This is a genomic window from Clostridium sp. AF19-22AC (assembly GCF_003479085.1).
Taxonomy (GTDB): Bacteria; Bacillota; Clostridia; order Lachnospirales; family Lachnospiraceae; genus Faecalicatena_A; species Faecalicatena_A orotica.
In genome coordinates this window covers 54,474-73,036 of record NZ_QUGN01000022.1, presented here as the reverse complement: position 1 = coordinate 73,036, position 18,563 = coordinate 54,474, and the positions used below count along the sequence as shown (strand labels likewise).

At 43.2% G+C, this 18,563-nt stretch carries 23 protein-coding genes, 1 pseudogene and 1 other annotated feature; of the genes and pseudogenes, 22 read left to right on the top strand and 2 right to left on the bottom strand.

What is annotated here, in order from left to right; genetic code table 11:
* The first annotated feature begins 113 nt into the window (after positions 1-113).
* Positions 114-1,358 carry a uroporphyrinogen decarboxylase family protein gene (locus DWX43_RS20840; protein WP_242996266.1) on the top strand — a complete coding sequence of 415 codons (1,245 nt, stop codon included), beginning with the start codon at positions 114-116 and terminating at the stop codon, positions 1,356-1,358.
* A gap of 126 nt (positions 1,359-1,484) precedes the next feature.
* Here DWX43_RS20840 and DWX43_RS20835 read toward each other — a convergent pair whose 3' ends face one another.
* Positions 1,485-1,913, bottom strand: a complete 429-nt coding sequence (locus DWX43_RS20835) for a hypothetical protein (RefSeq protein ID WP_109733832.1) — start codon at positions 1,911-1,913, stop codon at positions 1,485-1,487.
* A 221-nt stretch (positions 1,914-2,134) separates the two neighbouring features.
* Here DWX43_RS20835 and DWX43_RS20830 point away from each other — a divergent pair, with 221 nt between their 5' ends.
* From DWX43_RS20830 to DWX43_RS20740, 20 genes and pseudogenes are all read left to right on the top strand, one after another.
* Positions 2,135-2,725 carry a DUF3793 family protein gene (locus DWX43_RS20830; RefSeq protein WP_109733833.1) on the top strand — a complete coding sequence of 197 codons (591 nt, stop codon included), beginning with the start codon at positions 2,135-2,137 and terminating at the stop codon, positions 2,723-2,725.
* A 13-nt stretch (positions 2,726-2,738) separates the two neighbouring features.
* A complete protein-coding gene (locus DWX43_RS20825) occupies positions 2,739-3,170 on the top strand; it encodes a flavodoxin (protein ID WP_118621701.1) in 432 nt (143 codons plus the stop codon).
* A gap of 141 nt (positions 3,171-3,311) precedes the next feature.
* Positions 3,312-4,079, top strand: a complete 768-nt coding sequence (locus DWX43_RS20820) for a ZIP family metal transporter (RefSeq protein WP_347559313.1) — start codon at positions 3,312-3,314, stop codon at positions 4,077-4,079.
* Between the two features lie 142 nt (positions 4,080-4,221).
* Positions 4,222-4,441, top strand: a binding site (T-box leader).
* A 93-nt stretch (positions 4,442-4,534) separates the two neighbouring features.
* Entirely contained in the window at positions 4,535-6,964 is a 2,430-nt protein-coding gene (gene leuS / locus DWX43_RS20815) for a leucine--tRNA ligase (protein WP_118621699.1), read from the top strand.
* 234 nt (positions 6,965-7,198) lie between these two features.
* Complete coding sequence (locus DWX43_RS20810) at positions 7,199-7,534, top strand: helix-turn-helix transcriptional regulator (RefSeq protein WP_118621698.1); 336 nt, start codon at positions 7,199-7,201, stop codon at positions 7,532-7,534.
* 74 nt (positions 7,535-7,608) lie between these two features.
* The gene (locus DWX43_RS27075) at positions 7,609-7,770 is read left to right on the top strand and encodes a hypothetical protein (protein WP_182440778.1); all 162 of its coding nucleotides are present in this window, start codon (positions 7,609-7,611) and stop codon (positions 7,768-7,770) included.
* A gap of 94 nt (positions 7,771-7,864) precedes the next feature.
* Positions 7,865-8,419, top strand: coding sequence for a dihydrofolate reductase family protein (locus DWX43_RS20805; RefSeq protein ID WP_118621697.1), 555 nt, complete (start codon positions 7,865-7,867; stop codon positions 8,417-8,419).
* A gap of 30 nt (positions 8,420-8,449) precedes the next feature.
* Positions 8,450-9,145, top strand: coding sequence for a 5'-methylthioadenosine/S-adenosylhomocysteine nucleosidase (mtnN, locus tag DWX43_RS20800; RefSeq protein ID WP_243099419.1), 696 nt, complete (start codon positions 8,450-8,452; stop codon positions 9,143-9,145).
* Positions 9,146-9,170: 25 nt separating this feature from the next.
* On the top strand, positions 9,171-9,737 hold the full coding sequence (locus DWX43_RS20795) for a GrpB family protein (RefSeq protein ID WP_118621695.1): 567 nt from the start codon (positions 9,171-9,173) through the stop codon (positions 9,735-9,737).
* 225 nt (positions 9,738-9,962) lie between these two features.
* Complete coding sequence (locus tag DWX43_RS20790; protein ID WP_147356322.1) at positions 9,963-10,493, top strand: hypothetical protein; 531 nt, start codon at positions 9,963-9,965, stop codon at positions 10,491-10,493.
* A gap of 25 nt (positions 10,494-10,518) precedes the next feature.
* Complete coding sequence (locus DWX43_RS20785; RefSeq protein ID WP_118621693.1) at positions 10,519-11,460, top strand: CPBP family intramembrane glutamic endopeptidase; 942 nt, start codon at positions 10,519-10,521, stop codon at positions 11,458-11,460.
* A 16-nt stretch (positions 11,461-11,476) separates the two neighbouring features.
* On the top strand, positions 11,477-11,992 hold the full coding sequence (locus tag DWX43_RS20780; RefSeq protein WP_118621692.1) for a hypothetical protein: 516 nt from the start codon (positions 11,477-11,479) through the stop codon (positions 11,990-11,992).
* Complete coding sequence (locus DWX43_RS20775) at positions 11,989-12,207, top strand: helix-turn-helix transcriptional regulator (RefSeq protein ID WP_118621691.1); 219 nt, start codon at positions 11,989-11,991, stop codon at positions 12,205-12,207. Before DWX43_RS20780 ends, DWX43_RS20775 begins: the two co-directional genes overlap by 4 nt.
* A 1-nt stretch (position 12,208) precedes the next feature.
* Positions 12,209-12,574: an ACT domain-containing protein gene (locus DWX43_RS20770; RefSeq protein ID WP_118621690.1), complete on the top strand. Its 366-nt coding sequence runs from the start codon at positions 12,209-12,211 to the stop codon at positions 12,572-12,574.
* A gap of 210 nt (positions 12,575-12,784) precedes the next feature.
* Positions 12,785-13,192 (top strand): annotated as a pseudogene (locus DWX43_RS20765) (YjdF family protein); the annotation flags it as partial.
* A gap of 141 nt (positions 13,193-13,333) precedes the next feature.
* On the top strand, positions 13,334-14,182 hold the full coding sequence (locus DWX43_RS20760) for an AraC family transcriptional regulator (RefSeq protein ID WP_109733846.1): 849 nt from the start codon (positions 13,334-13,336) through the stop codon (positions 14,180-14,182).
* Between the two features lie 38 nt (positions 14,183-14,220).
* The gene (locus tag DWX43_RS20755) at positions 14,221-15,045 is read left to right on the top strand and encodes an endonuclease VIII (RefSeq protein WP_118621688.1); all 825 of its coding nucleotides are present in this window, start codon (positions 14,221-14,223) and stop codon (positions 15,043-15,045) included.
* A gap of 192 nt (positions 15,046-15,237) precedes the next feature.
* Positions 15,238-15,480 carry a DUF2007 domain-containing protein gene (locus DWX43_RS20750; protein ID WP_109733065.1) on the top strand — a complete coding sequence of 81 codons (243 nt, stop codon included), beginning with the start codon at positions 15,238-15,240 and terminating at the stop codon, positions 15,478-15,480.
* 190 nt (positions 15,481-15,670) lie between these two features.
* Positions 15,671-16,213: a DUF6323 family protein gene (locus tag DWX43_RS20745; protein WP_118621718.1), complete on the top strand. Its 543-nt coding sequence runs from the start codon at positions 15,671-15,673 to the stop codon at positions 16,211-16,213.
* Positions 16,214-16,252: 39 nt separating this feature from the next.
* The gene (locus tag DWX43_RS20740) at positions 16,253-17,059 is read left to right on the top strand and encodes a DUF6179 domain-containing protein (RefSeq protein WP_118621687.1); all 807 of its coding nucleotides are present in this window, start codon (positions 16,253-16,255) and stop codon (positions 17,057-17,059) included.
* A gap of 12 nt (positions 17,060-17,071) precedes the next feature.
* On the opposite strand, the gene DWX43_RS20735 is transcribed toward DWX43_RS20740, so the two are convergent.
* On the bottom strand, positions 17,072-17,647 hold the full coding sequence (locus DWX43_RS20735; RefSeq protein WP_118621686.1) for a TetR/AcrR family transcriptional regulator C-terminal domain-containing protein: 576 nt from the start codon (positions 17,645-17,647) through the stop codon (positions 17,072-17,074).
* A gap of 303 nt (positions 17,648-17,950) precedes the next feature.
* On the opposite strand from DWX43_RS20735, the gene DWX43_RS20730 reads away from it, so the two are divergent.
* A complete protein-coding gene (locus DWX43_RS20730) occupies positions 17,951-18,526 on the top strand; it encodes a manganese efflux pump (protein WP_109733068.1) in 576 nt (191 codons plus the stop codon).
* The last annotated feature ends 37 nt before the right edge of the window (positions 18,527-18,563 follow it).

The window sequence follows — 18,563 nt, the reverse complement described above, 5'->3', positions numbered from 1 at the left end:
AGATAAAAATTTTTGAAACCCGGTTGTAAACAAATTTGGGCATTATATAATAAGAGTAAGAAAAAACAGCAGGGCAAAGGAAAAATAAAAAGAAGAAATAGGAGGAACATATCATGATGACATCGAGAGAGAGAGTACTCTCATCCATTAACCACAAACAGCCGGACTACGTGCCACTGGACCTTGGGGGAACACCCAGTTCTGGTATATCCGCTATCGCTTATAACAATTTAAAGAAAGAACTGGGGATAACACACGGGCACACACGTATCTTTGATGTTGTGCAGCAGGTTGCACAGCCGGAAATGGAGATACTGGACAAATTCGGTGTAGATGTAATTGACATCGGAAGAGTTTTTAATGAAAAGGATAAGGACTGGTATGATATAGAGCTTGCAGATGGCTCTATCGGACAGTATCCGGTATGGTTCCGCCCGGTAAAGCAGGAAAACGGGGATTACCTTGTATTTGACAAGGAAGGGACGATGATTGCGAAAATGCCTGTTGGGGCTACTTTCTTTGATCAGACTTATTTCCCATATGTGGAGGACTATCCCGATGACTGGTCAGATCTGGACCACCAGATGGGAAAGGTATTATGGAGCGCCCTCGTTCACAGCCCGTGGGACCATGCGGGAGATAAGGACTTTTATAAGACATTGCGTGAGCGGACACTTGCACTTCGCAGCCAGACCGACCGGGCACTGATGATTACATGTGGGTGTAATCTGTTTGAGTGGGGAACCTTCCTGCGTAGAATGGATAATTTCCTGATGGATACATATGCCGATCCGGAAAACGTGGAGGCACTGGTAGAGCAGCTGATGATCCGCCACATGGAAACCCTGAAAAATGTGTGCGAGTCAGTAGGGGATATTGTTGATATTCTGCGTTTCGGAGACGATCTTGGAATGGATACCGGAATGTTCATGTCCAGAGAAAAATACCAGACATTGTTCAAGCCTTATCACACGCAGCTGAATGAATATGTTCACAAGCATAGTAACATGAAGACATTCCTGCATTCCTGCGGCTCGATTTATCCAATCATGGGAGACCTGATTGATGCGGGATATGATGTGATTAATCCGGTTCAGACAACAGCCTACCAGATGGACCCGGCCACGTTGAAACGTGAATTCGGAAAAGACATTACGTTCTGGGGCGGCGGCTGCAACACAAGATCGGTTCTGAACAGGTCGACTCCTGATGTGGTGTATGATTATACACGCAGAATGATCGACATATTTGCACCGGACGGTGGATTCGTTTTCAATCAGGAACATAACATCATGCCGGATGTCCCGGCGGAGAATCTGCTGGCAATGTACAGGGCAGTGGCAGACTCACGGATCTGATTAAAAATTTGAAAGACCATGAAAAAGATCGCACAGAAGAGCAGTAAAACTGCATATAACGAAAGAAGAATGGGGAATATAAAAGGTACATCGGGCAGCCTACACTGCCGATGTACCTTTTTTAGACTAATTCAGGAAAGAATAATCCGGTGACTCTGGATCTATATTCGTTATGTCCTTCTTTTCAGCGCTTACGCTGATAAAGAATTCGATATTATTTTCTTTGGAAATCTTGTTCAGCTTTTCGATGAAATCAGGGAGGCTGTCAATTGTGATGTCGGCCTGCTTTAATACGCCATCAATGAAAATAGTTTCAATATCGTGGTTGCCGGCTACCATGCCGTAAATAAAACCGATAAACTCTTCGAGTGTTGCAATATCTTTGTAATCTGCCATGCAGATTGCACGAACGTTGAAGTCTACGCTGTATGTATCGCGATGACTCTTTTTGACTAATACGACGTTTCCGTTGGAAGTTTTCACCTTCTCATTTGCAAGTTCAATCATTTGCTGTGTCTTTCCGCTGCCCTTAGGACCTGTTATTAAATTTACCATGGCGAATCTCTCCTTTATGTATGTGATTTGAGCCCTCTCAATGCTCAGATATCTTAAAACTATTATACACTAAAGCGCTGATAGTAACAACTAAAAAAAGGATAAATTACGGAGAAAATGGAAATGAGAATAATTCTCAATTGATGAAGTTGAATGTGCCTGCAGGATGTGGTAAGATCTAACTAATTGAGAATCATAATCATTTATGAAAGGGGATTATTATGCCGGCAGAAGTACTATCTTACTTTTTAAAACACGAGGATGCCAGACTGAAACTACGTTTTCAAATCGTGCTCAAGTGCGCGCCTTTTCTGAAAGGACTCAAGGTATCATGCGGCATCACGATGGAGTCAGCAGCATATTGCGAACTGTATCATATTTTCAAAGATACGGGGATTATTTACAGGAAACTGCTGGAATCAGAGGGAAGGTGCCTCGTGCTGTTTTACCGCAGGGAGGAGTTGGGAGAATATATGAACCGTATCGGTGTCAGAAGTTTTCTCCGTCAATACGGCTATGAGGACATGGAACTGGAAGAAATGCTTGTGAGGCTGGCTGGGCGTGCCTGCATGTTTGCAGAAAGAGGAATAGGTTTCCCACATGAAATCGGGATTTTCCTTGGATACCCGGTGAAAGATGTAGAGGGATTTATCGAGAATGCAGGGAAAGGAGCGCTGCTCACCGGTTACTGGAAAGTATACAGTAATCCCCGGGAGGCGAAAATGATTTTCAATGAATATGACCAGGCGAAAACCTGTGCAGTCAATGAATTTTTAACAGGCAGGAGCATCAAAGAGATTGCTCGGAAATAGGAGGTATCATAAAATGAGTGTATCAATCGTTTATTGGAGTGGAACAGGAAATACGGAGGCAATGGCCCGGGCAGTTGCAAAGGGAGTTGAGTCGGCCGGGAAGAATGCGGTCCTTCTAGAAGTGGATGCGGCAGATGCGGCGGCTCTTTCTGAGGAAGATGCATTTGCACTCGGCTGCCCGTCTATGGGGGCGGAGGAACTGGAAGAAAGTGAGATGGAACCGTTTGTAATAGAACTGGAGCCTCTTGTTTCAGGGAAGAAAATTCTACTTTTCGGTTCCTACGGCTGGGGAGACGGCGAGTGGATGCGCAGCTGGGCAGAACGTATGAAGGCAGCCGGTGCGGTACTGGTAAGAGAAGAAGGGATCATAGCAAACGAGACGCCGGACGGCAGCGCACTCGCAGAGTGTGAGGCGGCAGGGAAAGAATTGGCTGAACTGTCTTAATGCAGCATTAAGCAAAGATTACGACTACAAGATTACGACTACATATTCTTTGTTCTTGACAAATTCGTTCTTTCATGCATAAGATAGGCTCATAAGTATGAAACTACATGATGAACAGGGGGAAAGAACGTGAATCAGAACATGATAATAGGTATACTTATCCCTTTCGCAGGTACCACACTCGGCTCAGCAATGGTATTTTTCATGCGCAAGGAAATGAATGAAAAACTGCAGAAGGCACTGCTTGGCTTCGCCTCAGGCGTTATGGTGGCGGCATCCGTGTGGTCACTCTTAATACCGGCTATCGACATGGCAGAGGAGAATGGTTCGATTGCATGGATACCGGCTGCGGCAGGATTTTTGCTGGGTATGGGATTTTTGCTGCTGCTGGATACTGTAACACCGCATATGCACCTGACGGGTGATGAAGAAGGCATCAAATCCAACTTTAAAAAGTCCACAATGCTCGTGCTTGCAGTAACACTGCATAATATCCCGGAGGGAATGGCGGTCGGTGTCACATTTGCCGGCGTAGCCACGGGCAACACCATGATATCCATAGCGGGGGCATTTGCACTGTCAATCGGTATCGCGATCCAGAACTTCCCGGAGGGTGCTATCATATCCATGCCGCTTCGAAGCGAAGGCGCATCAAAATCCAAGGCATTCCTGTATGGAACCCTTTCCGGAATCGTAGAGCCGATCGCCGCAGTCATTACAATACTGCTCACAAGTCTTGTAGTTCCGATACTGCCATACCTTCTGGCATTTGCAGCCGGAGCCATGATATATGTGGTGGTGGAGGAATTAATACCCGAGGCACAGGCAGAACCACATACGAACATCAGCACAATCGGCGTCGCAGTTGGATTCACACTAATGATGATATTAGATGTGGCACTGGGGTAAAGTTCAAAGGGGTCAGACCCTTTTGCCCGTCGTTTTCAGAATATTCTTAAATTAATGCCGGAAATTAGGGGAATAAAAAAGAAATCATGTGGAAAACCACTTGACTTATTTTAACATTCTTCTTATAATAAGTAAGAATATTGCAGAAACGCTGATGAGGAGTATTAAGAGCCTGACGTTTTCAGAGATCTGCCGGCTGGTGCGAGGCAGAAGCGTAATCTCCCAACTCGCCTCGGAGTTCTTTTATTGAAATATAAGTAGATAAAAGCGGGTCTTCCCGTTACAGAAGCAATGAGTGCATCTGGTCTTTATCAGGTGAATGAGAGTGGTACCACGGAAATTGAAGCCTTTTCGTCTCTTAATTGAGAGGAAAAGGCTTTTTAGGTGGGTAAAAAATAACACTATAATCAGTAGTTCAATTAGGAAGAAACACGGAACACAGGAGGAATTAAGAAATGTCTAAGATTGTGTACAATCACAAAGCCATTGAGAAGAAATGGCGCGAAAAATGGGCTGAGAACCCGGTTAATCCCAAGGTTAACGATGACGGCAGCAAAAAGCAGAAGTATTACTGTCTGGATATGTTCCCATATCCATCAGGCAACGGACTTCACGTAGGACACTGGAGGGGATATGTTATCTCTGATGTATGGAGCCGCTATAAACTGCTTCAGGGATATTACATCGTTCATCCGATGGGATGGGATGCATTTGGACTCCCGGCAGAGAACTATGCGATTAAGATGGGAGTTCACCCGGCAATTTCCACGGCAGAGAATGTAAAGAACATCAAACGTCAGATCAATGAGATCGCTGCGCTGTATGACTGGGATATGGAAGTCAACACAACAGACCCGGATTTCTATAAATGGACACAGTGGATTTTTGTAAAAATGTTCAAGGAAGGTCTTGCATATGAGAAAGAATTTCCGATTAACTGGTGTCCGTCCTGTAAGACAGGTCTGGCAAACGAGGAAGTCGTGAATGGAAAATGTGAGCGCTGCGGGACAGAAGTAACAAAGAAGAACCTCCGCCAGTGGATGCTGAGAATCACGAAGTATGCGGATCGTCTGCTCAATGACCTTGATAAGCTGGACTGGCCGGAAAAGGTAAAAAAGATGCAGTCTGACTGGATCGGAAAATCATACGGTGCAGAGGTAGATTTCCCGGTTGACGGCAGTGACGAAAAGATCACCGTCTATACAACAAGACCGGACACACTGTACGGTGCAACATTTATGGTACTTGCACCGGAACATAAACTGGCAGCAGAACTTGCAACACCGGAGACGAAAGAGGCTGTGGAAAAATATATCTACGATGCTTCTATGAAATCAAATGTAGACCGTCTGCAGGATAAAGAAAAAACGGGTGTATTTACGGGAAGCTATGCGATCAACCCGTTAAACGGCGCGAAGACGCCAATCTGGCTTTCTGATTATGTCCTTGCAGACTATGGGACAGGAGCTATCATGTGCGTGCCTGCACACGATGACCGTGACTTCGAATTTGCCAAAAAGTTCGATATTCCGATCATTCAGGTTATCGCGAAGGACGGCATAGAGATCGAAAACATGACAGAAGCCTATACAGAAGCGGCTGGAACGATGATTAATTCCGGTGACTGGAATGGCATGGAATCAGCGGTCCTGAAGAAAGAGGCCCCGCATATCATTGAGAAACAGGGCATCGGACATGCAACAGTGAACTTCAAACTCCGTGACTGGGTATTCTCACGCCAGCGTTACTGGGGAGAGCCGATCCCGATCGTCCACTGCCCGGATTGCGGCGCAGTGCCTGTACCGGAGGAAGAACTTCCTCTCCGCCTGCCGGAAGTAGAATCCTACGAGCCGACAGGAACAGGAGAGTCACCACTGGCAGGAATCGAGGAATGGGTGAACTGCAAATGCCCTGTCTGCGGAAAACCGGCCAAACGAGAGACAAACACCATGCCGCAGTGGGCGGGATCTTCATGGTATTTCCTGCGCTATGTGGACAGCCATAATGATAAAGAACTGGTTTCCAGAGAAAAGGCAGACGAGATGCTTCCGGTAGATATGTACATCGGCGGAGTAGAGCATGCGGTACTGCACCTTCTGTACTCCCGTTTCTATACAAAGTTCCTGTGTGATATCGGAGTCGTAGACTTCGACGAGCCATTCCACAAACTGTTCAACCAGGGAATGATCACCGGAAAGAACGGTATCAAGATGAGTAAGTCCAAAGGAAATGTTGTATCACCGGATGATCTCGTGAGAGATTACGGATGTGATTCCCTGAGAATGTATGAACTCTTCGTAGGGCCGCCGGAGCTGGATGCAGAGTGGGATGACCGCGGAATTGATGGTGTGAACCGTTTCCTGAAACGTCTCTGGAATCTGCTTATGGACAGCAAAGAAAAAGAGATCAAGGCAACAAAGGAAATGATCAAACAGCGCAACAGACTGGCTTATGACATCACAACACGTCTGGAAAGCTTTAGCCTGAACACTGTAATCTCAGGATTTATGGAGTATAACAATAAATTCATTGAGATCGCGAAAAAGGAGGGCGGTATCGACAAGAAGTCTCTGGAGACAATCGCAGTACTTCTGGCACCGTTTGCACCTCATTTTGCCGAGGAAATGTGGGAGCAGTTAGGCCACACAGAAACAATATTCAAGGCTGAATGGCCGACCTATGATGAGTCTCTGATGAAAGATGACGAGATTGAGGTTGCCGTACAGATCAACGGTAAGACGAGGGCTGTCATCACGATCGCCGCAGACGCAGATAAAGACACAGCAATCGCGGCAGGTAAAGAAGCCGTGGCTGATAAGCTGACAGGCAATATTGTGAAAGAAATCTATGTTCCGGGACGTATTGTCAATATCGTACAGAAATAATACCGGAGAAATATTTCATAAATATGACTGGCAGGTAAAGTAAGAAAATAAATAGTTAAGGACAGCGCTGAAATATTTGGCGCTGTTCTTTTTCGTAAAAAGTAATATAACATCAGAGGACTTTTCACGATTGGTTGAACAAAATATGAGTATATTTAATTTTATACTTGATTTATACAGTTTAACTGTATATAATCAAACTATATAGTTAAACTGTATAAAAGGAGGGCGATTATGAATTTAAGCCAGTATTTACCACTGACCGAGACCACATATTTTACTTTGCTGGCTCTGCTTAAGCCCGGTCATGGATATTATGTCATGCAGAAGGTGGAGGAGCTTAGCGGCGGAAAGGTCCGTATTGCGGCCGGAACAATGTACGGGGCGATAGAGAATTTACTCAAACAGAAATGGATCGAATCCGTTCCCAGTAATGATAAGCGCAGAAAAGTATATCAGATCACTATACTCGGGAAAGAGGTTCTAAATCTGGAAACAGCCAGGCTGCGCGACTTGATTCGTATAGCTGAGTCCTGCGGACTGCAGGCAGAAGGGAGTCCTCATGATTAAACACAGAGGGTGCATTTGATTTTACGAAGTTATGGCATCTTAAGGAGTTATATTATACACCGGGGCTATGGAATATGAAAGGGATGCATTTCTGGAGAGCGTTTTTGTTTGAGACGCCTTTTGCTGCGATGAGAGGGTTTGGCGGACTGCTGTTTCTTTTGCTTATACTACTGGGTGCATGGTTTGGTGTCAGATCGTTGTTCTGGTATCTAAAAGAGAGAAAGAACTGTAACTAGAAATTAAGTGGAAGAAGTAGTTTGAACTTTGAGGGTAGTATAAATAAACAGAATTTGATAGACTATAGTGGTATCATAAAAATGGAGGATACCGATGAAAAAAGTGGTTTTATTTATAGCAATGAGTCTTGACGGTTATATCGCTGACCAGTATGGAAATGTAGACTGGCTGGCCGGAGAGGAGCCTGACAGGAATGACATGGAGAGCTATGATACGTTCATTCAGGATATTGATACTGTAGTTATGGGCTGGAATACTTATCACCAGATTGTGACGGAGCTTTCGCCCGGCAGTTGGATGTACAGTGGTCTGCAAAGTTATGTCCTGACACACCGGGAGCTGCCTGATGAAGAAATCATATTTACAGGCGAAGATGTGTGTGGCCTTGTAAAGAGATTAAAGAAGGCTTCGGGAAAAGATATCTGGATCTGCGGAGGGACACAGACTGTTGCACCACTTGTCGCAGAGAATCTGATCGACCGGTATTATTTATCTGTGATACCTGTTATATTAGGGAAAGGCATCCGTCTTTTTGAAAATGAAACAGGCAGGATTCCGCTAAAACTGGTTCAGACAAAGAATTATAATGGCATAACAGATCTGGTCTATGAGCAAAGGACACAAGTCTCAGACAGTAGGTGTGACTAAGGCCGCAATGGAAAAGCAAAGGAGAAGAAAATGATGGAATGGAAAATGGGAATTATATGTGCAGAGGAAGCAGAGCTTGCGCCGATTTTGCAGCATGTGGAGAATCTGCAGGTTACGGAAAAGGCAATGCTGAAATTTTATGAGGGCACGGTCATGGGGATACCGGCGGTGCTTACAAACTGCGGTAACTGTAAGGTAAATGCAGCGATTGCCGCGCAGGTAATGGCTGATTTATATCACGTAAACGGTATGATCAACGCAGGAACCGCTGGAGGCATGGATGAAACGGTAGAGTTGTTTGACACGGTAATTTCCACTGCGTCGGCATATCATGATGTAGCAGAAAACATTTTGACTGGTTTTCATCCGTATTTTCCTTCTGTTTACATTGAATCGGACGAGAGATTCATCAATGCCGCAAAAAGAGTTAAGGATAAAGCTTCAAACCGCCTCTTATTTGGAAAAAGCGTGACAGGGGAATGTTTCATTACAGACAATAACCGAGATGAGATCAATGAAAAGTTTGCACCGTTGTCAGTGGACATGGAGACGGCAAGTATCGCCCATGTTTGTTTCGTAAATCAAATACCATTTATTGCCGTACGGACGATTACGGATACGGCTTCGCATGCAGGTGTTGGAAATTTCAGAAAGAATTGTGAAAAAGCATCAATTATTTCTAAAGATATTGTACTGCTTATACTTGAGGAATTAGCAGAGTCATAATAAACACACGGCCGGAGGGATACATATGAAGAAGCTGGAAGAAATGAGTCTGGAAGAACTTTGGCAGCTTTTTCCGATTTACCTGACAGAGCATAAGCACGTATGGAGAAGCTGGTATGAAGAAGAACAGGCTCTGCTTAGAGAAAGGCTGCCAGAACCGCAGGTCAGGCGGATCAGCCATGCCGGCAGTACAGCCATTGAAACAATCTGGGCAAAACCCATCGTGGACATTATAGTTGAGACAGAAGAGGACAGTGACTGGCAGAATATCAGCAGTATACTGGCGTCTATCGGTTATCGCTGCATGTCCAGAACAGATAAACGGCTGTCTTTTAACAAGGGATATACCGAAAATGGTTTTGCAGATAAGGTATACCATCTTCATTTAAGATATTTCGGAGATAACGATGAATTATATTTTCGGGATTATTTGAAGGAACATCAAGAAATCGCTAAAGAATATGAAGAACTGAAACTCGAATTGTGGAAGATCTACGAACACAACAGGGACGCCTATACAGATAAAAAGACTGCCTTTGTAAAAAAATATACCGGGGCTGCAAAAAGTGCATATAAGGGAAGATATTCATAAAGAATATGAAAAAAACCTTCTTCTGCAGGATAAACATGCGGAGGAAGGTTTTTTATTTCATACGAGGAAAGTACGTCCTATGAAATAAAAACCACCTTACAAAATGTAAAATATAATTGACAAAATGTAATGTATGGAATATAGTAAAAGTAGGAGAAAATACAGCTGTATGGGAAACAAGGTAATTACATTTATGAAATCGGTTTGATTCAGACGGGAGGGAATATGATGAGTCAAAGAAGTTATTATATGTGTATACTGGCCTTTTTGAGTGTGTTAACTATTTTTTTAATAATTATTGCGATTGTTAGAATAAAAAATGGGAAAAATGCGGAACCAAATGAATTTGATGAGCGCCAGAAACTTATCCGTGGGGAATCTTTTAAGTACGCATACGCTATACTCATTTTATATCTTCTGTTCAATAGCGTCATTGAAGATCTTACAGGTAAATACAGGGGAGCAGCGGGGATTCTTCTAGGGATTTTTGTATCTCTTGCAGTTGCAATCATATTGTGCATTTGGAAAGACGCCTTTTTTAATCGCGACTCAACAGGGAAGTCTCTGACGGTTTCTAATATTTTCTTACTTATACTGGATTTCTACTGGGGGATTCCTGCAATACTGGATCCTAAAAATACATATCCATATGATATTGTTTTTTTCTATGCAGGAGTTCTTAATATCCTTATATTAGCTGTAATAGCGGTAAAAACATTTAAGGACAGGCGGGAGAAGGACGTGGAGTCATTATGAAAATGTGACTTTGGGGTGTAAGGATATGGAAAAAATGAATAAAAAAGAACTACTGATATTTTTTGTGATAGCATTCGGGATTCCTTTCCTGATAGAATCCATGATATTTTTAAGACGGGAACCCGCCTGGGAGGCACAACAGTTAGTTATAGGCATGCTGCCGGCAATGGGAGCGATTGCTGCACAAGAATATAAAGGGAATGGCAGGGGAAAATCAAATAAATTATATATTATAGTTTTTTCATACTTTGTTATAGGTATCGTTTGTTTTGCTCTCAATATAAGTGGGGCGTTACAAAATACAGATGTACTTACCCCAATATTAGGCATAGCCAGTGTAGTTAGTTTCTTATACGCTTGGATGTGTTGTCCTGATTTGGATCCATTTCGGAATTTAAATAAGGCTATTTTACCCATTTTACTATTAATAATAATTATGATACTTTATCAGATCATATTGTACGGACCAGCCTTCAATTACAGACTGTTATTTGGCATATTAATATATCAGGGTCCTGCATTCTTTTTTCAAAATTTAGCCTACTTTGGTGAGGAGTATGGGTGGAGGGGCTTTCTTCAGGGAAGGATGCAAATTAGATTTGGCAAAAGGCTTGGTGTTATAATGGTTGGTATAATTTGGGAGCTTTGGCACAGTTTGTTCTATTATTCTATACTTTACAGTGTACCTAAAAATGAACTGTTTTTATTTATTATAGTTCGTCTAGTACACACAATGGGATTTGCCGTATTTCTGGGATGGGCTTATATGAGGACAAATAACATATGGGTTTGTATACTCCTTCATTTCATAAATAATACACTTATGATACTGCCTACTACGAAATATGTTTATAGTCCTATACCTTCTAATATAATATCTATATTAATGTCAATTGTTCTTTTTCTGTTTATTTTTACTAAAGAATATAGGACAAAAGAAGCTGTAAAAAACTCTATAAAATTTTAGCGCAGGAGGGATTGAGATGACCCAAAACAGTTATGATATTGGACAGCTAGTAATATTAATTATACCACTCATTTTTGCATTAATCATTGCGATTGCAAAACTAAAAAAGGGTATAATCTCAGAATCGGATGATTTTGATGAACGGCAGGAACTTGTACGGGGCAAGGCGTTTATGTATGGCTTTTTTACACTTCTTGTATATTTTCTTTTTTACGGTATAACGGAAGAGATGACGAAAAAATACTGGGGAGTGACAGGTATTAGTCTTGGAATCTGTATAGCGCTTGCTGTAGTTATTACAATTTGCATCTGGAATGACGCATATGCCGGTCGCCATTTTACACTGAAGTTCTGGGCTGTAGTTATTACATTCTTTTTGATTACGAATTTGTATCGGGGATTACCTGCATTACTGCACGGAGATGGTGATATTGTATACGTTTATGAAGGAGTTCTTGATATTTTAATACTGGCTGTAATAGTGGTAAAAACATTTAAGGACAGGCGGGAGAAGGACGTGGAGTCATTATGAAGAATCTGAAGTTAAAATCAGCCCGTGCAGCCTTTGATATGTCTCAGCAGCAGCTTGCGGATGAGGTAGGTGTAACCAGACAGACGATCAATGCAATCGAAAAGGGTGATTACAACCCGACAATCAGGCTTTGTCTGTCTATCTGCCATACACTGGGGAAGACACTGGATGAGTTGTTCTGGGAAGAGCCGCCGGAGAAAGAACAGGGGATATAGAATGAATTTAAATATATTAAAACAAGAGTTTTCAGTATGCAAAGTGGAAGATTTCTCAATGGTTCATTTAGAGGCAGACTTCTGCTTCATAGGTAAGACAGATGAAGAACTGTCTCTGGTCTGTGCAACAGAGGATGTGCCCGGGAATACTACTGCACGTGATGATGGCTGGAGAGCCTTCCGGATACAGGGGTCTCTGGATTTTTCACTGATCGGGATTCTTTCAAAGATATCCTCTCTGCTTGCCGAAAATGGAATCAGTATCTTTGCGTTATCGACATATAATACAGACTATGTTCTCACAAAAGCAGAGAATTTCTCCCGCGCAGTGGAGATGCTTTCAGGCGCGGGATATGTGATTGAATAGTATGCATAGTAAACAGGTTCAAGCTTGACACCCACTTCATAAAAAGATAATATGAATACAGCAGAGATAAAAACACGGTCTGGTTGGTAGTCCAGGCGTACCCTTTAGGGTATCAGTAACCCTCCTCCTGGTCGTCCGTTCTTTTGCTGGACACGGGGAAATGTCTAATGGACAGTTTCACGGTTCATAACAAGCAAAGGAGGAATTGTCATGGACAAGATATCGGTAACACTGACAGTATTTTTCGAGGAGCCTTTCTGGGTAGGCGTGATCGAGCAGGTGACGGATGGAATGCTCACTGTAAGTAAGGTGACATTCGGTGCGGAACCGAAGGATTATGAAGTGAATGGCTTCCTGATGGAAAATTACTACCGGTTTCGATTCAGTCCGGCTGTGGCAGCTGCTGTAAAAGCTGAGAAGAAGAATCCGAAGAGGGCGATGCGTGAGGCCCACAGGCAGACGGATACCACCGGTATCGGGACGAAATCCCAGCAGGCGTTAAAGTTACAGCAGGAGCAGATGAAAACTGGCAGGAAAGAAAGAAGCCGCGAACAAAAAGAGGCTGAGAAGCAGCGTCAGTTTGATCTGAAACAGCAGAAAAAGAAAGAGAAACATAGGGCAGATAATGCCCCTGTTTCCTTACTCTCAGGAAAATTCCAGTTTCCTATTCTACAGGAAATTCTTTGACTCTCTTTTTCCGGCAGGGAATAAGAGGAAGAGTCTGGACGAATATATTATATTGATATCAGGAGGCAAAACATGGATTGGATAGAACGATTAAACCGTGCAATGGGCTATATAGAGGAGCATTTATGTGATAAGTTTGAAATCGAGGAAGCGGCCAGGATCGCCTGCTGCAGTACTTACCATTTTCAGAGAATGTTTGCATATATGGCCGGGGTTCCACTATCAGAATATGTGCGCCGCAGGCGTATGACCCTTGCAGCGGTTGATTTACAGAGCGGAGGGGAAAAGGTAGTTGATGTAGCACTGAAATATGGGTACGAATCTCCGACAGCATTTACACGGGCTTTCAAAAGTGTACATGGCATAGCGCCTTCCGAGGCGAAAGAGTCAGGCGCCAGATTGAAAGCATTTCCTCCTGTCAGCTTCCGAATAACAATAAAAGGAGACAGTGAGATGAATTACAGAATTGAAAAGAAAGAAGCGTTTCGTATTGTGGGGATATCATGCCCTCTTGAGAAGGAATTAGAAAAGAACTTTGAGGCAGTGCCGGCTTTGTGGGGAAGAGCAGCCGCCGAAGGTTTAATCGAGAAGCTGGCGTCCATGATGGACGCAGAGCCTAAAGGGATTCTGGGCGTAAGTGCCTGCGGTGAAGGCCAGAGCTGGAGATATTACATTTCGGTGGCAACTGACGCAGAAACAGACGGAGAGCTGGAGGAATTTATAGTTCCAAAAGCTGACTGGGCTATTTTCGAAGGGAAAGGGACTAACCTTTCCATTCAGGAACTGGAAAAACGAATTGTGACAGAGTGGCTCCCGGGATCCGGATATGAGTATGGCAATGCCCCGGATATTGAAGTGTATCTGAATCCTGACCCACAGAATGCGATTTATGAAGTTTGGATACCGGTTGTGAAGAAATAAAGGGACAAGTAATAAAAAGGATCAGGGAGGAAACAGGTATGCTGGAATTTCCGGAAGTAATGGCAAGGGCGGCACAGTTGGAAAAGGAAGTGGCAGGAAAAAAAGTAACGGCAGTTCTGCCCCCGAATAAGTCTCATAAGTTTTGCTGGTTTAATGGAGCCCCCAATCTGTATGAAGAGCGGATCAAAGACAGAAGAATAGAGTCTGTATCTGGTTTCGGTATCTTTGTGGAGATTTTATTCGACAATGGGGAACGGCTGGCCGTGAATGACGGAGTCAATGTCAGATTTACAGACAGTACGAAGCTGCCGAAAACGTACCAGCTTTTGATTATCTTTGATGATCAGACGGCACTTTCCTTTACTGTGGCGATGTATGGCGGAATTATACTGCATCATGGGGATTACGATAATGAATATTATGAAAAGAGCCTGCATGCAGTTTCGCCTTTATCCGAAGAATTTTCAGCATACTATGACAGAATACTGGCTGAGGGTAAGCCGAACCTGAGTGCAAAAGCATTTCTGGCCACAGAACAGCGTTTCCCCGGAATCGGAAACGGTGTGGTTCAGGATATCTTATTTGAGGCAGGAATACATCCGAAAAGAAAACTGAATACATTAAGTCAGGATGATATCATAAAATTGAAAGAAAGTATCGTAACTGTTTTGGAAGAAATGCTGAAAGCCGGCGGGCGCGACACAGAGAAAGATATCTACGGGGAAAACTGTGGGTATCAGACAAAAATGTCGAAGAACAGCCTTACAAAAGGATGCCCAATGTGCGGCGGAGAGATCACAAAAGAAGCATATCTTGGCGGATCTGTATACTACTGCCCGAAATGCCAGCCACTTATAAAATGATATTTTTATATCATAACGCTGCATTTATTCGTTACTGTTTACAGGCTTGCCTGTGAACAGTAACATTTATTCTGCTTGACATCTTTAAATAAAACGTGCACAATAAAATTAAAGATAAACGACATTTATTATTCCAGGCTTTGCGGGTAACCAGCACAGCTGTATGGTGATTTAGCCAAAGGAGGTGCCATTATGGAAGGCATGAAAGTAACAAAAGTATGCACGGCCAGAGACAAGATTGAAGCGGAGATGATTCTGGATATTCTAAGCCAGAACGGGATCACTGCATTCAGACAGGGAATCGGCAGCGGCGGTATCATGGACATCTATACAGGAAATTCAATCTATGGCGAGGATATATTTGCCGATGAAAGAGATGTAGAGAGGGCACAGGACCTGATTAGAAATATTATTGAAGGTGTAGAAGAGGCTTAATCCAAAAGTGGCAGGAAATATAAAATAGGTATAAAAAAGAGGCGGGAATTTCATTTCCTGCCTCTTTTCTTAACATTATAATACCACAAAATGCACTTTTTTTCAAGTCTTGTAAAGAATAGGGGACGGACATATAATGAATATCACTGTTTACAGGAAACCTGCAGATTCATTGAAAGGGGTATTTGTTATGGATAGTCATGTTTTTGAACTTATGCAGTCAGCACGAAGGAAGGAGGAACTGGCAGTCATTTCGGGTATGAATCAAAAGACCGAGCGGTTTGGCTTATTGCTTAAGGAAGAAGAGATAAATGAGCTGGTCACATACCGGAATGACAGCCTGAAGCAGTTCCGGCGCTTTGAGTGGGGGACCGGGATGCTGGAAAAGCTGATTTATACATTCTGTGATTCACAGTATATCAATCAGCAGAATTATCTGGAGAGTCTGGAAAGGCTGCAGGATATTTTTTACAAGTTTAAGAATGCCACTTTAGACCGCATGACAGATGATGAAGTGCTCACTTTCATGAAGGAGCAGTTTGAGACGGTCTGTTTCGGCAGTCTGGACTATCTGGAAGACACCTGTCTTGAGGTTTACGCAGAAGCTGTACGAAAAGGGCACAAAGGGTATGCCGCCAGCGGCGGAAGCGGGGAGTACTCCGAATTTGACGAAGTCCGGCGGTGGGACAGTGAACTATATCAGCAGGCTCTAAAAGAATTGTTCTGGGAATAAAAAGGATGAATACAGACAACATGTCAGGGAGGGAATGTCATGGTTTATAAGATAGAAGAAATATTACCTGTTATGGCAAAACTGTCAGATAAGTACACGTCAAAGGACAGTGCTTCTGTTTCATACGAGACAGCCCAGCAGCTAATGGAGGCCATTCTTTACTGTATACAGGAGTGCGGGGATGAGAATAAGGATCTGCTGGGAGGTGCCTCAGTGGACTGTATGACTGCCTACGAGCAGGGGTACAGGTTCACGATGGACAAGGTCATGAGGGCAAAAGAAGTTTATCATAGGATTACTTCTGATTTCGAGGATTATGGCTGCCGGAATTACAGGGAAACAATCATAGAAGGAATGCCCATGTTTTTTACAAAATATGATGTGCGTTTTGAGCCGCAGAATCATATCCTGTCACTGGATTATCCGGCACTTGGGATAGCCCCCGGCAAAAGGGGCATCGATTTGATCATGGATTATCTTGAGGAAATCGAATATGAACAGCATTTTTTAAAATACTTCAAAAGAAAAGCGGTTACGGATCTGTTGGAATACCGCTGCACCGATTACCAGGAGCTTTATTTAGACAATATCTGTGAACCTGTTCTGATCAGGGCAGCAGCCTGCCTGGCCACGGATCAGGAGATCGGGAATCTGAGACTGGACGTAAGTGACCATAAAGCTGCGGAGGAATACTTTATGGAGGACACGGACAAACGTGCAGAAATCCACATGAGTGTTTTTCTTGATACTTTGGAAAAAAATATTATGGGAAGGGCGTACAGGGGCAGATTCAAAAACTGTGCCCATGAATTCACCTATAGAGTGAGACATGGCCTGCAGTTTTAAAGTTATCCCGCATCAGATTCTGCTGCCCGGAAATTCTATCAGATCCAGGATGGAATTGCGGATGATATAAGAATATGCCTCGTAAAGCTGATCCGAAGAATAGGGAATATCATGGGTAATCCAGTATTTCAGCGAATCGGCCAGACCGAACGTATAGAATCTCGCCATCGAGTCCTTTGACAGGATTGCAACCTTGTCAGGGGACTTAAGCGGGTATTTATTTAGCAGCGATAGAAACATATCAAAAATGTAGCGGCTCAGTAAAGCTTCAAAGGAATTTGGCCCTTCTATCAGATACAGCCTCTTGTAGAATTCCCGGTCTTTTTCCAGACAGCTGCACAGGAGGCGGAAGATATCTTCCTCCATATTATTATCTGTCAGTACCTGAATCTTATCTGCAATATCCTTCTTCAGGATCCATTCAATCACTTCATACTTATCCTGAAAATGTTTATAAAAAGTCGGGCGGATGACACCGGCGCCATCCGTGATCATCTTAATCGTTATCTTCTCAAATGGCATCTGCATGACAAGCTCTTTGAAAGACATCGTAAGCAAATCCTTAGTCAGTTCCCTTTTATCTTCCATAAAAATCATCCCCTTTTACGAGTATTGTACCATAAATACTAAACTCGTGAAATACCTCGTTAAGTATTTAGGTATATGTCTTACTAAGCGTGAAAAAACCACGCTAAGTGCGAGCATTATATCATAAATACTAAACCCGTGAAAACCCACCCGGCTACAAAAACGGGATTTTGTAGCCGGGTGGGAACAGATCGGGGTAATTGTTGGGTTTCGGATACAGGGGGGAGAGATTGAATATTATGGCACGGAGGATGGAATGTTACAATAATAACAGGCAGATAGATAGGGAAGGAGAGGAGGAAATTGGTATTATTTGAAATCCTTATGATTTCGGTCGGGTTATCTCTGGATGTGTTTGCGTATGCATTGTATAAAGGTGCTATGCTGCCGGAAATACGGAAGTCTTCTCTCATTAAAATTGGCGGTGTCTTTACGGTATGGCAGATGGCAAGCCTTCTGCTTGGAAATATGATCACGAATATTCCAATGATAAAGGCTCCGGCTGGCAGGGCGGCTGTTCACTGGCGGTATCTCTCGGTTATTATTTTTCTGGGTCTGGGCCTTTATATGATATGCAAGGCCGGAAGACAGAAGGTAGTCATAGAGAAGATGGAGGAGCATGTAGAACTGAAACAGATTGCCATATGGGCATGCATTACAAGTATTGATGCCTTTCTCGCAGGAATCGGGTTTGGATTTTTCCAGACAGATTTTTTAATTACAATAATAACCGTAGGCATGGTTACGGCTGTCAGTGTAGTTGCCGGGTTATATGCGGGGTACTGGCTGGGATGCCAGTTTAAGAATAAAATCGTGATTCTGGGAGGGGGTATACTGCTGATCGGGGGCATTGAACTTTTAATCCGGGGAATAAACTAAAGAAAAGTTTCATGTACTGTAAGGTGAAGGAGGATAT

Excerpts from the sequence above, each read along its gene's own strand:
- DWX43_RS20840 (WP_242996266.1), top strand. The coding sequence starts at position 114 with ATGATGACATCGAGAGAGAGAGTACTCTCATCCATTAACCACAAACAG.
- DWX43_RS20835 (WP_109733832.1), bottom strand. The coding sequence starts at position 1,913 with ATGGTAAATTTAATAACAGGTCCTAAGGGCAGCGGAAAGACACAGCAA.
- DWX43_RS20830 (WP_109733833.1), top strand. The coding sequence starts at position 2,135 with ATGCCGGCAGAAGTACTATCTTACTTTTTAAAACACGAGGATGCCAGA.
- DWX43_RS20825 (WP_118621701.1), top strand. The coding sequence starts at position 2,739 with ATGAGTGTATCAATCGTTTATTGGAGTGGAACAGGAAATACGGAGGCA.
- DWX43_RS20820 (WP_347559313.1), top strand. The coding sequence starts at position 3,312 with ATGATAATAGGTATACTTATCCCTTTCGCAGGTACCACACTCGGCTCA.
- leuS (WP_118621699.1), top strand. The coding sequence starts at position 4,535 with ATGTCTAAGATTGTGTACAATCACAAAGCCATTGAGAAGAAATGGCGC.
- DWX43_RS20810 (WP_118621698.1), top strand. The coding sequence starts at position 7,199 with ATGAATTTAAGCCAGTATTTACCACTGACCGAGACCACATATTTTACT.
- DWX43_RS27075 (WP_182440778.1), top strand. The coding sequence starts at position 7,609 with ATGAAAGGGATGCATTTCTGGAGAGCGTTTTTGTTTGAGACGCCTTTT.
- DWX43_RS20805 (WP_118621697.1), top strand. The coding sequence starts at position 7,865 with ATGAAAAAAGTGGTTTTATTTATAGCAATGAGTCTTGACGGTTATATC.
- mtnN (WP_243099419.1), top strand. The coding sequence starts at position 8,450 with ATGATGGAATGGAAAATGGGAATTATATGTGCAGAGGAAGCAGAGCTT.
- DWX43_RS20795 (WP_118621695.1), top strand. The coding sequence starts at position 9,171 with ATGAAGAAGCTGGAAGAAATGAGTCTGGAAGAACTTTGGCAGCTTTTT.
- DWX43_RS20790 (WP_147356322.1), top strand. The coding sequence starts at position 9,963 with ATGATGAGTCAAAGAAGTTATTATATGTGTATACTGGCCTTTTTGAGT.
- DWX43_RS20785 (WP_118621693.1), top strand. The coding sequence starts at position 10,519 with ATGGAAAAAATGAATAAAAAAGAACTACTGATATTTTTTGTGATAGCA.
- DWX43_RS20780 (WP_118621692.1), top strand. The coding sequence starts at position 11,477 with ATGACCCAAAACAGTTATGATATTGGACAGCTAGTAATATTAATTATA.
- DWX43_RS20775 (WP_118621691.1), top strand. The coding sequence starts at position 11,989 with ATGAAGAATCTGAAGTTAAAATCAGCCCGTGCAGCCTTTGATATGTCT.
- DWX43_RS20770 (WP_118621690.1), top strand. The coding sequence starts at position 12,209 with ATGAATTTAAATATATTAAAACAAGAGTTTTCAGTATGCAAAGTGGAA.
- DWX43_RS20760 (WP_109733846.1), top strand. The coding sequence starts at position 13,334 with ATGGATTGGATAGAACGATTAAACCGTGCAATGGGCTATATAGAGGAG.
- DWX43_RS20755 (WP_118621688.1), top strand. The coding sequence starts at position 14,221 with ATGCTGGAATTTCCGGAAGTAATGGCAAGGGCGGCACAGTTGGAAAAG.
- DWX43_RS20750 (WP_109733065.1), top strand. The coding sequence starts at position 15,238 with ATGGAAGGCATGAAAGTAACAAAAGTATGCACGGCCAGAGACAAGATT.
- DWX43_RS20745 (WP_118621718.1), top strand. The coding sequence starts at position 15,671 with ATGGATAGTCATGTTTTTGAACTTATGCAGTCAGCACGAAGGAAGGAG.
- DWX43_RS20740 (WP_118621687.1), top strand. The coding sequence starts at position 16,253 with ATGGTTTATAAGATAGAAGAAATATTACCTGTTATGGCAAAACTGTCA.
- DWX43_RS20735 (WP_118621686.1), bottom strand. The coding sequence starts at position 17,647 with ATGGAAGATAAAAGGGAACTGACTAAGGATTTGCTTACGATGTCTTTC.